The organism is Polynucleobacter sp. IMCC30063 (assembly GCF_021395235.1).
In the GTDB taxonomy this organism is placed as follows: domain Bacteria; phylum Pseudomonadota; class Gammaproteobacteria; order Burkholderiales; family Burkholderiaceae; genus Polynucleobacter.
In genome coordinates this window covers 174,127-188,450 of record NZ_JAJVCQ010000002.1, presented here as the reverse complement: position 1 = coordinate 188,450, position 14,324 = coordinate 174,127, and the positions used below count along the sequence as shown (strand labels likewise).

Annotated in this window: 17 protein-coding genes; 10 read left to right on the top strand and 7 right to left on the bottom strand. The window is 47.3% G+C overall.

Annotation, left to right across the window (positions count from 1 at the left end; translation table 11 throughout):
* Positions 1–33: 33 nt before the first annotated feature.
* Positions 34–840: a DUF3047 domain-containing protein gene (locus LZG75_RS05575; protein WP_233936068.1), complete on the bottom strand. Its 807-nt coding sequence runs from the start codon at positions 838–840 to the stop codon at positions 34–36.
* Positions 841–926: 86 nt separating this feature from the next.
* On the opposite strand from LZG75_RS05575, the gene LZG75_RS05570 reads away from it, so the two are divergent.
* The 6 genes from LZG75_RS05570 to LZG75_RS05545 are packed head-to-tail and all read left to right on the top strand — an operon-like array spanning position 927 to position 7,326.
* On the top strand, positions 927–1,835 hold the full coding sequence (locus LZG75_RS05570; RefSeq protein WP_233936066.1) for an NAD(P)-dependent oxidoreductase: 909 nt from the start codon (positions 927–929) through the stop codon (positions 1,833–1,835).
* Positions 1,836–1,857: 22 nt separating this feature from the next.
* Entirely contained in the window at positions 1,858–3,384 is a 1,527-nt protein-coding gene (locus LZG75_RS05565; RefSeq protein WP_233936064.1) for a glycosyltransferase family 39 protein, read from the top strand.
* Positions 3,381–4,424: a lysylphosphatidylglycerol synthase transmembrane domain-containing protein gene (locus LZG75_RS05560; RefSeq protein ID WP_233923885.1), complete on the top strand. Its 1,044-nt coding sequence runs from the start codon at positions 3,381–3,383 to the stop codon at positions 4,422–4,424. The genes LZG75_RS05565 and LZG75_RS05560 overlap by 4 nt, the downstream gene beginning before the upstream one ends.
* Positions 4,425–4,433: 9 nt before the next feature.
* Complete coding sequence (locus LZG75_RS05555) at positions 4,434–5,678, top strand: glycosyltransferase family 9 protein (protein WP_233923884.1); 1,245 nt, start codon at positions 4,434–4,436, stop codon at positions 5,676–5,678.
* Between the two features lie 28 nt (positions 5,679–5,706).
* Positions 5,707–6,447 (top strand): phosphatase PAP2 family protein, encoded by a 741-nt coding sequence (locus LZG75_RS05550; RefSeq protein WP_233936061.1) that lies wholly within the window; start codon positions 5,707–5,709, stop codon positions 6,445–6,447.
* Between the two features lie 27 nt (positions 6,448–6,474).
* The gene (locus tag LZG75_RS05545) at positions 6,475–7,326 is read left to right on the top strand and encodes a 23S rRNA (adenine(2030)-N(6))-methyltransferase RlmJ (RefSeq protein ID WP_233936059.1); all 852 of its coding nucleotides are present in this window, start codon (positions 6,475–6,477) and stop codon (positions 7,324–7,326) included.
* 18 nt (positions 7,327–7,344) lie between these two features.
* On the opposite strand, the gene LZG75_RS05540 is transcribed toward LZG75_RS05545, so the two are convergent.
* The 6 genes from LZG75_RS05540 to LZG75_RS05515 are packed head-to-tail and all read right to left on the bottom strand — an operon-like array spanning position 7,345 to position 11,386.
* The gene (locus tag LZG75_RS05540) at positions 7,345–8,289 is read right to left on the bottom strand and encodes an LD-carboxypeptidase (RefSeq protein ID WP_233936056.1); all 945 of its coding nucleotides are present in this window, start codon (positions 8,287–8,289) and stop codon (positions 7,345–7,347) included.
* Positions 8,286–8,738, bottom strand: a complete 453-nt coding sequence (gene tadA / locus LZG75_RS05535; protein WP_255698800.1) for a tRNA adenosine(34) deaminase TadA — start codon at positions 8,736–8,738, stop codon at positions 8,286–8,288. Before tadA ends, LZG75_RS05540 begins: the two co-directional genes overlap by 4 nt.
* A gap of 4 nt (positions 8,739–8,742) precedes the next feature.
* Positions 8,743–9,213 (bottom strand): 6-carboxytetrahydropterin synthase QueD, encoded by a 471-nt coding sequence (gene queD / locus LZG75_RS05530; RefSeq protein WP_233924082.1) that lies wholly within the window; start codon positions 9,211–9,213, stop codon positions 8,743–8,745.
* Between the two features lies 1 nt (position 9,214).
* The gene (gene queE / locus LZG75_RS05525; protein WP_233923879.1) at positions 9,215–9,868 is read right to left on the bottom strand and encodes a 7-carboxy-7-deazaguanine synthase; all 654 of its coding nucleotides are present in this window, start codon (positions 9,866–9,868) and stop codon (positions 9,215–9,217) included.
* A 40-nt stretch (positions 9,869–9,908) separates the two neighbouring features.
* Complete coding sequence (locus tag LZG75_RS05520; protein ID WP_233936051.1) at positions 9,909–10,622, bottom strand: hypothetical protein; 714 nt, start codon at positions 10,620–10,622, stop codon at positions 9,909–9,911.
* On the bottom strand, positions 10,613–11,386 hold the full coding sequence (locus tag LZG75_RS05515) for a hypothetical protein (RefSeq protein WP_233923877.1): 774 nt from the start codon (positions 11,384–11,386) through the stop codon (positions 10,613–10,615). Before LZG75_RS05515 ends, LZG75_RS05520 begins: the two co-directional genes overlap by 10 nt.
* On the opposite strand from LZG75_RS05515, the gene LZG75_RS12265 reads away from it, so the two are divergent.
* Genes LZG75_RS12265 through LZG75_RS05500 form a run of 4 tightly spaced genes read left to right on the top strand, consistent with a single transcriptional unit; the run spans position 11,380 to position 14,318 of the window.
* Positions 11,380–11,502 (top strand): hypothetical protein, encoded by a 123-nt coding sequence (locus LZG75_RS12265; RefSeq protein ID WP_255698798.1) that lies wholly within the window; start codon positions 11,380–11,382, stop codon positions 11,500–11,502. The two genes, LZG75_RS05515 and LZG75_RS12265, sit on opposite strands and share 7 nt — an antisense overlap.
* Before the next feature lie 48 nt (positions 11,503–11,550).
* On the top strand, positions 11,551–12,531 hold the full coding sequence (locus LZG75_RS05510; RefSeq protein WP_233923876.1) for a tripartite tricarboxylate transporter substrate binding protein: 981 nt from the start codon (positions 11,551–11,553) through the stop codon (positions 12,529–12,531).
* A 4-nt stretch (positions 12,532–12,535) separates the two neighbouring features.
* Entirely contained in the window at positions 12,536–13,435 is a 900-nt protein-coding gene (locus LZG75_RS05505; protein WP_233936048.1) for an N-formylglutamate amidohydrolase, read from the top strand.
* A gap of 7 nt (positions 13,436–13,442) precedes the next feature.
* Positions 13,443–14,318 carry an oxaloacetate decarboxylase gene (locus LZG75_RS05500; RefSeq protein WP_233936046.1) on the top strand — a complete coding sequence of 292 codons (876 nt, stop codon included), beginning with the start codon at positions 13,443–13,445 and terminating at the stop codon, positions 14,316–14,318.
* The last annotated feature ends 6 nt before the right edge of the window (positions 14,319–14,324 follow it).

Here is a 14,324-nt window from a genome sequence, read left to right as displayed (position 1 = left end):
TACTTTACCTTTAATAAAGCCAACGACAAGGTCCTAAGGCTTAGTACTCTTCCGTACTATCTCAATATCACCATAGAACGCTTTGACTTCGGAATGGGTATTGTCAGTATCCGTCAAGATGCCCACCCCAATCAAATTACCTGGGGCTTCGCCATAGGCAGCAAAATAATCCGCCGAAAGGTCGCGTTGATGTTTGCGCCATTCCCCAACCCCTTCCCAGCCCGAATCGACTACCACCATTTTGATGCGTGCTGAATTGGCATTAGGAATAATGCTATCGACTACTCCTTTACCTGCCCAGATATACATTAAGGTTGCATAAGGCATTTCTTGGCCACTAATTAAGTTAGCCATCTCAAATGCCAAGCGATCTTTTAAGGGGAGTTTTGACTTGTTACCATCAAACGCAATTAAGATACGTAGCGGAGCGTCATCAGTTGTACGCTCGGCATTATCTGCAGTCGGAATCGAACCCCCGGCTTTCCACTCCCATTGCAACCAGGCATTTTTAGGCGACTGGGGCTTGAGCTTCACAGCTAAGCCAGATGCAGCTGACTGCGCATTAGCGCTTAAGACAGTGCGGCCTTGATAATTCTCTAAGCGATAAACAGTATTTTTCTTATAAGGTGCCAAACGATAAAACTGCCAACCTTTAGGCAGCCCAGTTTGTCCGCTTTGGACTGAAAATTTCATTACTGAATCTTGGGGATCTACCCGATCAGCGTTCGAAACTCCGCCGGCCTGACCATCTGCAGAGACCAAAATGGGCCCGCTGCAGGCAGCCAGCTGAAGCGCTACTGCAACGATGACTAGGCGGCTAAAAAGAGGACTTAACTTCATCAATTGGAATTGTCCCAGAGATTCTGCGCAGACCAGTCTAAAATCACCTTTTCATCATTTTTATTCACCCCTTTAAAGACTCGATCATGACAAACACCTCAGTAAAAAGCGCCAACCCTGCGCAATGCAAAATTGGTTTTATTGGTACCGGCATTATGGGCAACAGTATGGCCGGTCATTTGCTCGCTGGTGGATATCCAGTACAGGTCTTTAACCGCACGAAGGAAAAAGCTGCTGGCCTCATTGCGCGCGGCGCCATTTGGGCCAACTCGCTGGCGGAACTAGCTGCGCAAGCAGATGTGATTATTACTATTATTGGCTATCCCCGCGATGTCGAAGAGACCTATTTGGGCCCGCAGGGCATTTTGGCTAATGCAAAGAATGGCGCCATAGCCATCGACATGACCACTTCCAGCCCTGCTTTAGCGGTACAAATTGCTGCCGCAGGATCTAAAAAAGGGGTTGCCTGCCTCGATGCGCCAGTGTCAGGTGGCGATGTGGGTGCCCGTGATGCCAAACTCTCCATCATGGTTGGCGGAGATGCTACAGCCTTTGACCAAGTACTCCCCCTCTTTCAACTGATGGGCAACAATATTGCGCTCTTAGGGCCTGCTGGTTCTGGACAAAATACTAAACTTTGTAACCAAATTGTGATTGCCTCAACCATTATGGGAGTGTGCGAAGGCCTTTCGTTCGCCAAAAAAGCCGGTCTCGATCCTTTGGCTGTACTCAAAGTGATTGGCAGCGGAGCTGCTAGTAGCACCCAATTAAATATGTTGGGGCCAAAAATGGTACAAGGAGACTTTGCCCCCGGCTTCATGATTGAACATTTAGTGAAAGACCTAGGGATATCGATTACCGAGTCAGAGCAAATGGGTCTCAATTTACCGGGCTTAAAACAAGCCAAAAAACTCTACGATCTTTTAATGACCAAAGAACTGGGTCGTTCCGGCACACAAGCCCTTTTTAAGGTGTACTTGGAAAACTTAGCCTAAACAGGCTGCTTCAACAGCTCGCATGACAACTTTCTTGCGCTCGTCAGTACTACTGCGCTGGGTTTTAGGCTGCGTGCTTGGTGCGGCATTAATTCATTTGGCACTGGGCTTTGCCGTTGAATTTTCAGTCGACGAAGCGCACTATGCCTTATATGCCAAACACCTGGCTTGGAGTTATTTTGATCACCCTCCTTTAGTTGGCTGGATTCAATGGCCTTTAGTTGCCAATGACTTCAGTGAGGGTGTGATCCGCTTCATACCTGAACTGCTGTGGCTCATTTCATGTGTATTGGTGTATTACATCACTAACGATTTAATGCTGTATCTACAAACCAAAACTCGCAACTCGCTAGCCCAGCAATTACCCTCAAAACAAATGGCTAGTGTTGCTGCTATGCTTGCCATTGTCTTAGCGCCATTGCCACACGTTTTAGCAATTGGCCTCTTACCCGATTCGCTTTTAACCCCGTTAGTATTAACTTTATTATGGCTGGCCATTTGCTGGCTGCAACAAGCGCAGCAGTTTTACGTTTGGCAATGGGTGGTCTTGGGTGTAGTCCTAGGCTTAGCCGGTTTAAGTAAATATACTGCCATTTTTAGTGCACTTGCGCTTGTGCTGGTTTTTTTAGTATCTCCACGTAAGAACTGGCTCAATCAGTCTGGTTTTTGGCTAGCGTGTTTCATTGCACTCGTTGCGATCAGTCCGATTATTTTCTGGAATTGGGCCCATGCGTGGATTTCCTTTCAATACCAAATCAATCATGGCGGCGGCGGTACTTGGTCTTGGTTGGGTATAGCGCGATTTTTTGGACTGCAATTGTTAGCCTATGGAGTCTTACTGCCAATCGGCGGCGGTATTTTTATCCGCTACTTTCTGAAGCTTGATAAACCGCAACTACTCGCTTTGTTAAGCTTCTTTTTCTTGCCATTTATTCTTTTTGCAATTCTCTCTGCTGGCGGTGGTCTACCTCATTGGACAAGCCCCGCTTGGTTTTGTTTAGCGCCTTTTGCTGGTATTGGCCTAGCTGGGCTGTGGCAAAAATCATATCGTTGGTTGCTCAGCATTTGCGCAGGAACGCAATTATTGCTTTGCTTATTAGGCTTCACCTTAGTATTTATCGGTGGCATCAGTTTTAGGGGGCAACCAAATAATCCCATCGCTGATCTGTATGGCTGGAATTTAGCAGGAGCCCGAGCTGCGCAACTAGTACAAGAGAAACAAGCTGCTGGAACTGCAGTACAAAATTGGACTCTGGCTAGTCGCTTAGCTTGGTATAGCGAGCCTTTACCGGTTTTTGTCATCGACCAGCGTCAAGATCAATTTGATCTCTGGTTTGGCCCTTTACCAGAAAATGCCAACGTTATCTTGGTGAACTGGTCAGGCCTACCGTTTGCCGCGCCAGTGAATACAAGCGATCCGCGGGGTTATTTTAGTACTTGCGAAACCATCGAGAGCCTTACTATTAACCGCTTTAACCAAGCTTTATCCCGCTTTGACTTCAGCTTTTGTCAGGGCTGGCACCCCAAAGCATTATCCTTACGCCTATGAGCAAAAATAGGCCCTTAGACGCCGCCCCTCAACCTGGCTGGAAAACCATTCTCAAGCGCAGTTGGCCCACTATTCGTATTTTGTTGTCGATTGCCCTGTTATGGAAAGCCACCAGTGGCATCGACTGGCATGCACTTTTTACGACTGAATTAAAAATGCAACCCATGTGGTTTATTGGGGCGGTTTTGGCTATTTTCTCGGCGTTTACTTGTGGCGGTATTCGTTGGGCCCTCTTGATGCGTAAAGTAGGCTTTCAAGGGAGTGTCTTTGCTTACATTAAGTTGTATTTTGCTGGCACCTTAATTAATCAGGGCTTGCCTAGCACCTTGGGTGGCGATAGTTACCGGGCTGTTACCGGCAGCCACCTGACCGCTGATGACAAGGTTGGCGGCAAAAAAGAGCTTGATGAGGAATTGCATCATGAAGTCGATTTAGGGCACGCCACACCAAAGTTACGCCTAGGTTTTGCGATGACTTTAATTGATCGTATGCTGGGCTTAGCAGGTAACAACTTATTAGGTGGGATTGGCTTGGTATTAGGTGGCGCTACGCTAGCTAGCTGGGGGGTTGAATTAGGTTACGGCGTAATTGCAATCATGCTCTTTGCTGGCATAGTTGGTGCGCTCATTTTAATTTGGGGGCCCAGCCTCAGGCTCTTAGAAAAAATCTTGGCGCGCTTTCGCATGATGGCTACCTTACCAGGCATTCGTTTTGCTTTTGGTTTTCCTATAACCATTGCCCAAGTGACTTTCTCAATTGGCATTCACTGCTTTAATATCGTTGCGCTAGGCTGCTGCTTAAAGGCCTATGGGGCTGCCGTTCCAGTAGAAGCGCTGATGATTGGTTTGCCTGCCCTCAGTTTGCTGCTCATGCTGCCGATTAGTATTTCTGGTTGGGGGCTACGCGAAGCAACACTCTCCTCGGTACTCGTTTTATGGGGAGTGGAACCCTCTTTAACCGTGTTAGCCTCAGTTAGCTTTGGTGCATTCTCTGCGCTCTGTGCTCTACCTGGCGTTTATCCCATTTTAAAATTTAAATAAGCGTACCGAATGAGTATTCGTGTCAATACCATGCGAAGCATCGACCATTGGGTGGGGGTGCCACTCTGCGCAATCATCAGCCCGCTAGTTTCAGTACTCGATCGCCTCCAAAGCGCATTTAAACCAGCATTACAAACGCCACGTAAATTACTGTTTATTGAATTATCCGAAATGGGTAGTGCAATATTAGTTGATCCAGCCATGCGCGAAGCCCAAGCTCGCGGAGCAGAAATTTACTTTCTTATTTTTAAAAGTAATCGTGCGAGCTTAAGCTTGTTAAATACTGTAAAGCCAGAAAATGTTTTTACCATTGATTCATCGGGCTTATTTAGCCTGATGCGCGACTCGGTGGTTTTTTTATGGCAAGCACGACAGCAGCGAATTGATACCGTAATTGACCTCGAATTATTTTCTCGCTTTACCGCCCTCTTAACAGGGCTCTGTGGTGCACAACGGCGGGTTGGTTATCATATTTTTCACGGTGAGGGATTATGGCGCGGCACCATGCTAACGCGTAAGGTGCATTACAACCCCCATATTCATATCGCTAAAAACTTTATTTCTTTGGTGCATGCAGCATTTGCAACTGCCATTGAAATTCCTTTTAGTAAAATTACCATTCCCGATTCTGCGATTCGTATTCAGCAAGCCAAGATCGATCCACAGGTTCTACAAACTGTACAAGAGCGCATTATTGGCTTAGCTCGGCAACTCGCTATTCCGTTTGCTGCTCAAGCCCAACGCCTCATCCTCGTCAATCCCAATGCCAGCGATTTGTTGCCCCAACGCCGCTGGGCACCGCAACGGTTTGCTGAGCTCATTGCGGCAATCCATACCCGCTGGCCAAACGATCTCATCCTCATTACCGGCTCGGCCAATGAAGTTGCTTATGTTGAAGCCATTCGCTTAGAAGCAAAGGTGGAGCGTGCGATTAACTTTGCTGGCAAAGTAAGTTTTGGTGAATTACCCGCTTTATATACGCTGGCTAAAGTCATGGTTACCAATGATTCGGGTCCCGGTCATTTTTCTTCGGTTACCCAATTACGTACCGTGGTGCTTTTTGGCCCAGAAACTCCAGCCTTATATGGCTCGCTCGGCCGCTCGATTCCCATTACTGCGCAGCTTGCCTGCTCCCCTTGTGTAAGCGCAGCTAATCATCGCAAAACGCCTTGTCAAGATAATGTCTGTATGCAGGCTATTACCGTTGCAGAAGTGATGGTCAAGGTCGCAGTGCAACTGGATGCCACCGATTAATCGCGCACCGCGGCTGCTATTCTGGCTTTTGCCCCTACTTCCCATTGCGTTGGGGCTTGGTTTATTTGTCTCCCACCAACAGGTTAGTTCGTTTTTAGTACTCAATGAAGCCAGCCAAATTCTTCCGAACTGGGCCTGGGCAGCATTTACGTATTTAGGTAACGGTTGGGGTCTTTTTGCGATTACCTTCCCGCTGCTTATTTTTGCGCCGCGGGCTTTAAGTGCTGGTATTTTTGCTGGGGCCTTAACAGCGGTCATTAGCTCTATTCTGAAGCCGCTGCTAAGCCTACCCCGGCCTTCTGGTGTGCTGGCTGAAGGCAGTTTTTTTCGCTTTGGCGATATGTTGTTAAGCAACTCCATGCCATCAGGTCATACGCTCACTGCTTTTGCTGTGGCCACAGCAATATTTTTCTGTGCTAAGCAAACCTTACGCACCCCCCTTCTGCTTTTATTTCTCCTCGCTATTTTGGTGGGAATTTCACGCAGTGCCCTCGGCGTGCATTGGCTGAGCGATGTGTTAGTGGCAGCGGGTTTAGGCTTTTGGTGCGGCCTCATTGGTGCCTATCTAGCCGATAAAATACCTCGCAAACAACTCCTAGCCAATGGCTGGTGGCCACGCTTTATTGCCTTGGGTGGCCTTATTACCATCTATATTTTGCTAAATACCTCTCTCGATTTTGCTGAAAACCAGTATTTACAAAATCTTGGGGTAATGCTTATTTTCCTCACCCTCATCGTTTTTGGTCTCCGCCAAAAAACGTCTGCCTAGTCATTCACTGCTTCATCATGCATTGTTATGTTTAGTTACCGCCATGCTTTTCATGCTGGTGGACATGCTGACATGTTGAAGCATCTTGTGCTTATTGAGTTAATTCACTACCTCCAAGAAAAACCAGGGGCAGTCACTTTTATTGATACGCATGCTGGTGCTGGCATTTATCACTTGCAAGACGGCTTTGCGCAAATCAGTAAAGAAGCGCAATGGGGTATTGAACGCTTAACCACCAAATTAGTACCCTCTTTTCAAAACTTATTTCAGCAAGTTCAGCTTGAAAACCAAACTGAGTCCTTATCTATTTATCCAGGTTCTCCCTTTATTTTGGCGAGGCTCTTAAGACCGCAAGACCGCCTCAAATTATTTGAATTACATCCCCAAGAAATTTTGATTCTGCAAAGAAATGTAGCGCAACTACCCAATGCCAAACAAATTGATGTCTATGCCAGCAATGGCTTTAGTGGACTTAAAGCATTATTACCTCCACCCGGGCGCAGGGGCTTAGTTTTAATTGACCCTGCTTATGAAGATAAAAATGATTATCGCCAGATTGAAACCACGCTTGCTGAAGGTTTGCAACGTTTCGCTACAGGTTGTTTTGCCATTTGGTATCCCATTCTGCCGCGGCGAGAATCGATCGCTTTAGCTGCGCGCTTAAAAAAAATCATTATGAGTTACTCAAGACCTTGGCTGCAAGCAGAGTTGCGGGTAGCGAATAATCCAAGTGAGCGGCGCTTACAAGCGAGTGGGATGTTAGTTGTGAACCCGCCCTGGACTCTAAATGAAAAATTGAAGCTTGCTTTACCAGCTCTGCAGGAGGCTCTGGCACAAGACTCTAAAGCCAGCTTTCATTTAAGTAGTGCCGAAGCTTAGCCTGCTTAGGCGTAATTCCTACCAATGTGCCTGCAGGTCAAATCCGCTTAAATTGGCTGTCAAATTAGCCTGCGCGCCCACCGGTAAAGTCAATTTTTCAGGGCAATGGCCAAATGGCAAGCCCATTAAAATCGGAATCGAGCTTGGCAGGCGCTCGCGCAACCAAGCCACAGCGGCTGAGAAATCGTAACCACGATCATTGTCAAGTAGTCGATAGCCTGAAAAATCGCCTAATAAAATGGCCTGCTGCTGTGCAAAGACCCCAGCCTCTAATAACTGAATGAGCATGCGCTCAAGCCGATAAGGATGTTCGTTAATGTCTTCTAAAAATAAAATTCCGCCCCGAGTTTGCTCAGCGCTCGGCATAAACTCACTACCGATTAAGGTGCATAAAATAGTAAGATTGCCGCCCCACAAGATGCCCTTTAGTGCTACTGCATTTTGCTTCGCTCCCAGATAGGGTTGTGCTTTTAGAACTTGGCAATCTAATTGACGTGCGTTGATTGCCTGTTGAAAATGCTGCCACATGAAAGCATTGGGGGGAATGGGCTCACCTGCTGCATTCACTCGCCCAAAATCGTAATTCAGCATTGGGCCCGCCAAGCTAATCGCACCTGTTTTAGCCAATAGGCCTAATTGCAGCGCAGTGAAATCGCTATGTCCGCATAGTTGCACGCCCCGCTTTACTGTATTCGCTAATGCAACCCAGTCAATGCTCGGCAAAATACGCTGCAAACCATAACCACCGCGCATGGCCATTACAGTCGTGTCAGGATCAAGCTTGGCAAGCGCATTGAGCTCAGCTAAGCGCTCAACGTCAGTTCCAGCAAAGCGCTGATGAACTCGTTTCACACAAGCAAGGTTCTCTACGGCAATACCCTGCTCAATCAAGTAGCGCACCGCATTATCAGGGCTACGTTGCTCAAGCGCTGCACCAGAGGGGGCAATGAGATGAATTTTCATCTGCGGCGGGCCTCAAAAAAGGTGCGCAATACATGACCACAGTCATCACCTAAAACACCACCGGTGACGGCAGTTTGATGATTAATTTGCGATTCACCAAAGATGTTAAGGACGCTGCCAGCCGCTCCTGTTTTAGGGTCAGGCGCTCCATAAACAACACGTTCGATACGCGCATGCAGCATCGCCCCGCAACACATCGCACAGGGCTCGAGGGTGACATAGAGCGTGGTATCTGGTAAACGATAGTTTGCAAGCTGCACTGCAGCTAAACGCAAGACATTCATTTCAGCATGTGCGCTCGGGTCGTGTTTAGCAATAGGCTGATTAAAACTACGTGCGAGGACCGCGCCATTTTTAACCAATACTGCCCCCACCGGAACTTCTCCTTGGGCGGCCGCTAATTGTGCTTGTTCCAATGCTAGCCTCATAAAATCAATATCAGCATTCATCAAATTAAACTGCTACCGTCACTGAACTAAAAACATCAGCCCAACAATTAGGCGTTTCGTACAAACGAATTGAAGCTAAAGTCAGGCGCCCCTGAAAGGAGTCCTTAAAAACAGGCTCAAGTATCTGAAAAGCGGTTCGCGCTAAATTTTCTACGGTAGGCACATCAGCCAAAACGACAGTTTTATGATTTGGCATACTTGCTAAAAAAGTAACGACGCGCTGGTCTTCCTGCGCCACTAAAAAAGCGTGATCCCATAAACTCACTAAATGCACTTGTGTTAAGTGCTTAACTTCACCAAAATCAAGCACCATACCATCATCGGCAGCGCCAGGATGCTGCAAAACCTCGCCAGCAAGTGTGATCTCTAAAGCATAACGATGACCATGCAAATGGGCGCATTGACCCTCGTGGTGGGGAATACGGTGACCTGCATCAAACTCGAACCGCCTAGTAATCGTAATCATAGGGCTAATATTAAGGCATCCCAATGTATTTATGGGTTTGAAGACTTAAACGCCACAAGGGTCTTTTTTGGCAAAGCTGTACTGCTAAAGCGGTATTCGCTGTGCGCTCTACACCATCAATGGGTTGTAAAAAACGATGTCGGTAGTCCATGCTCTCAAATCGTTTCAACAACATCTCCAATTGAGTATGGCCATTTTGTGGCACCGCCAATTTAATTTCATCGGCTTGTTTGACCACCAACTCAGTGCCTGCCTTCGGGCTCACACACACCCAGTCGATTCCGGCAGGCAATGGTAAGGTGCCATTGGTTTCAACGGCAATTTCGAACTGAAGCGCGTGTAAGGCTTGCAGAAGAGCTTCGTCTAACTGCAAGAGCGGCTCTCCTCCGGTAAAAACCACATAGCGGTAATGACGGCCGGCAGCAGTAGTTAGCCAGGCAGCTTCAATTGCACTCGCTAACTCGCCAGCAATCGAAAATTTTCCACCACCAATACCATCAACACCAATAAAATCGGTATCGCAAAATTGGCAAATAGCAGTAGCACGATCTTCCTCACGTCCGCTCCAAAGATTGCAGCCTGAAAACCGACAAAATACAGCAGCACGTCCAGCATGCGCGCCTTCACCCTGTAAGGTAGGAAAAATTTCTTTAACGCTATACATTAATTAAATTGCTGGGTGAATAAATTAGCTAGGAAAGAATTTATTTCCATGACTGCAGCTCCCACTCTAAATAATCCTCCCAAAATGAGCCAGACCAACTCATGCCGCCTAATAAATAGCGCCCCATGCTACGGCGAATCGCCCAGCGTCCAATTTCGGGTACTAGCCAAGTTTCTTCATTGCGTAAGCTAGCGAAACGTGAAACATCATTACTTTCAAAATAGGGTGAGTCGCTACTGTATTTCAAGGCGACAAATGATCCAGCTGGCGTACGAATTTTTTCCCAAGCAATTGCTGAAATAGTGACTAGCCAAGCAAAGTCAGCATCTGGGTAACCGAGCACTTGATAACGATCGCGATAAGAACCAGACCAGCCCAGCTCTAATTTTTCAGGCCATATTGGTAGTGGACGAATAAACTTTTGCGCAGGTTGCCAATGCGGATCTTGAATGATCTTGCCCCAAGGTCCTTGAACTTCATCGGGTAAGGGGCCTATTTTATTAGAGTTACGTTGGATGCGAATTTGCTCGCCTACTTGCACCACCGTTTCTGTAACGACATCGAGTGTCTCTTGGTTAAAAATATTCCGCACGGCGTAAACCCATTGCTGCCCCACTTGAGGTGCTCGCATTTGGGGAGGTACACTCGGCGTTGGGCTTACAGTTGCAGCAGGATAAGGAATCGGGGTGAGACAAGCACTGGGTAAGGCGCCTATAGCGATTAAACAAACACGGCGCGATAAATTTATTTCCAAGAGCTTAGCTGCCAAACATATTCATTTTCTAAAAATGGCGATTGCATAACACCAATTAACATATACGATCCCGATGATTCCCGTGCTACCCAGCGCCCAATTTGCGGGGCAAACCAGCAGGTTTCTCGCCAAATGCAATTAATTTTATTCGCATCGGGACTAGTGTAGTTGACTAAACTACTAAATTTTAATGCGGTAAATGTGCCAGCTGGAACCGTGATGGTTTCCCAAGCGCTAGCACTCATATATTCTTCCCATGAAAAGGTATAGCCCGCATTGCCAGCTACCTGATATTTGGTATTGGTTTGCTTACTCCAGGATGCATTTAATTGTTGGGGCCAGGCTGGTACTCCTGGGTTAAATAACAATAAGGTTTTCCAGTTGGGATTCGCTAAAAAAGTGCCCCATGGGCCTTGCACTTCATTGCCCATTGAACCAATTGGTTCATTGATTTGATTGATATCTTTCATAATGGCACCAAAGGCACCAGAACTCGTATTGGCTGATGCTGTGCTCGTATCCATCGAGCGGGTAATGACAATTTGCGAGCCCACCGACTGCACCCGTTCGGTTAAGGTGCCCAGCGTATTGCCATTAAACATATCCCGCTGTAAATAAGACCACTCTTGACCCACCTGCGGTGGACGCACTGCCGGCATCGGACTTGGCGCAGGCACAGCAGTCCCGCGTAAATAACCGATTGAACCACAGCCAAAGGGAGCCAGAGCGGCAGACAGCATAAAAAGGCGACGTGAAAATGGCATTGATTGCTCCAGTTCGTAAATTAGCGGATGCTTCAGACCCTTATGATAAACAATTTACCTTGTTGCTGGCCGAGCTCAAGTGCATTGAATTCATTGAGTGCGGTAAGGTAAACTGACAAGCCATTAAACGCCAACTCTTCTTGTTTTTGGTACTGAGGAATCCTATGCCTAGATTGCGTCAGTTGCTCCATCTTCTCTTGGGGGCCCTGCTGTTCTGCGGCTTACCTACTTTTGCCCAGAGTAATTACCCCGATCAACCAGTGAAGCTAATCGTTCCTTTTGGCCCTGGTGGATCAACCGATCTGGCTGCACGCCTCATCGCTGAATATGCCGGCCGTGAATTAGGTCAGCAAATCATTGTAGAAAACCGGGCTGGTGCTGGCGGATCGGTTGGCATGGAGGTTGTCGCGAAAGCAAAGCCCGATGGCTATACCCTAGGAATGGCCACCATGAGTACGCATGGGGCTAATTCAGCGGTGTATGCCGGAAAACTCAAGTATGACCCGATTAAAGACTTCGCGCCCATTACTAATGTGGCGGCAACGCCGAGCGTATTTGCGGTCAATCCAAAAGTGCCGGCTAACACCATGCAGCAATTCATTGCCTTAGCTCAAGCTAATCCCAATAAATATACCTTTGCTACCCCTGGCACCGGTTCATTAGGGCATGCCAACGTTGAGTACTTTGCCATGCTCGCCAAAATTCGTTTACTGCATGTCCCTTATAAAGGTGCAGGCGCAGCAATGAATGATGCGTTAGCAGGGCAAGTCGATGCCATTACCGATAACCTACCCTCAGCATTACCGCAAATTAAAGCAGGGCGTTTACGAGCCTTAGCGGTACTGGCAGAAAAACGCTCACCCGCCCTGCCCGACGTGCCCACCTATGGCGAATTAGGGTTTCCGCAAATGGGTGGTGGTGGCTGGTTTGGGATTGTGGCCCCCGCCGGTACCCCACCGAGCATTATTGCTAAGCTCAATAAAGCGATCCATCAGGGCATGAAAAATCCTGAATTTATTAAGAAGCTTGAGGAATCTGGTGCGATTGCTATACCTGGAACACCCGCTGAATTTGCCAAGCAGATTCAGCAAGCAATTGACCGATATCAGCGCATCGCTAAAGTGGCCAACATTCAAGTTGACTAAGGCCATGATCGGCTCTCAAAACTCGCCTTATCGCTTGCTTGAACCAGCCGATTCAGCCATCCCTTTGGTTTGTGACTCACCACATAGTGGTACCGAATATCCTGCAGATTTTTGTCATGTTGTACCGCGAGCCCAACTCAGGGGGGGCGAAGATACCCATGTTGATCAACTCTGGCGCGCCGCTCCTAGTGTTGGAGCCACCTTACTGTTAGCTAACTTTCCTCGCACTTACATCGACCTAAACCGCACAGCGAACGATATTGATCCTCTGTTATTAGATGGCGATTGGCCAGAACCATTGTCTCCAAGCGAGAAAAGTCGCTTGGGTTACGGCTTAATTTGGCGAAAACTAAACGCTGCCACTGTAATTTATGATCGCCAATTGAGCGTAAACGAAGTACAGCAACGCATTCAAAACTATTATCGCCCGTATCATTTCGCGCTAGCGCAAGCCATCGAAAATAGCATACAACGGTTCGGCGGGGTATGGCATTTAAATTTACACTCCATGCCAAATAATGCCTACGAACGCTTACAGATAAAAAATAATCCTCATCCTTTGGCCGACTTTGTGCTTGGCGATCGCGATGGCACCACCTGTGAGCCAGAATTTATGAATCTGATCGAACAATATTTGCGCACGCTGGGTTACACAGTTGCTCGCAACGATCCATATAAAGGCATGCAACTCATAGCGCAGATTGGTCAACCTAATAAAAATCGACATAGCCTTCAAGTCGAAATTCGTCGACCCATCTATATGAATGAAGCAAGCCGAGAGCCGAATGCAAATTTTCAAACGGTGCAAAACGATATCACCCAGTTGCTAAAAAAGATTGCCGAGTATTTAAGCGAGCGCTCTTCACCAACCCTTCAGCAAACACATCAAGTAAAAAATGAATAGGATCGCGATGCCTTCTCAAAGAGACACTTTTAATCAAAGACTTGCTAGCCCTGGCTTAATTGTTGCCCCCGGAGTATTTGAAATGGTCTCGCTCAGATTGGCAGACCGCATGAATTTTGATGCTCTGTATATGACCGGCTATGGCACCGTAGCCTCTCTTTTAGGCCTTCCCGATGCGGGCTTAGCCACTTATACTGACATGGTTGGCAGAGTTACCGCAATGGCTGGCATGGCTAAGACACCGCTTATTGCGGATGGCGATACCGGTTATGGGGGCTTATTAAATGTGCGGCATACCGTTCGCGGATATGAAACAGCTGGCGCAGTAGCGATTCAATTAGAGGATCAAGAGTTTCCCAAAAAATGTGGCCATACCCCTGGAAGACGCGTCATACCGCTGGCAGAGATGGTTAAAAAAATTGAGGTTGCAGTTGCTTCAAGGGTCGACCCACAATTTAAAATTATCGCCAGAACTGATGCCAGAACTACGTTAGGCTTGGATGAAGCGTTAAAAAGAGGTGAAGCCTATGCTCGTGCTGGAGCGGATATATTATTTATTGAATCCCCTGAAAATCTAAACGAGATCAGACGCATTGGCGAAACTTTTCCCAACCATCCATTGGTTGCCAATATGGTGGAAAAAGGTCGTACCCCTATTTTGTCAAAATTAGAATTAGAGCAATGTGGATTTAAGCTTGCAATCTTTCCGGTTACGGCTTTATTGGCCTCAGTTCAAGCGATGACTAAGGTCTACGAGCACTTTAAACATTCAGGCTCTTCCATTAATAACCCAGTCGACTTATATGACTTTGGCGAGCTTTCCGAGTTAATGGGCTTTCAAGATGTTTGGGAATTTGAAAAACGGTTTGTAGAAACAAAGTGAGGGAAC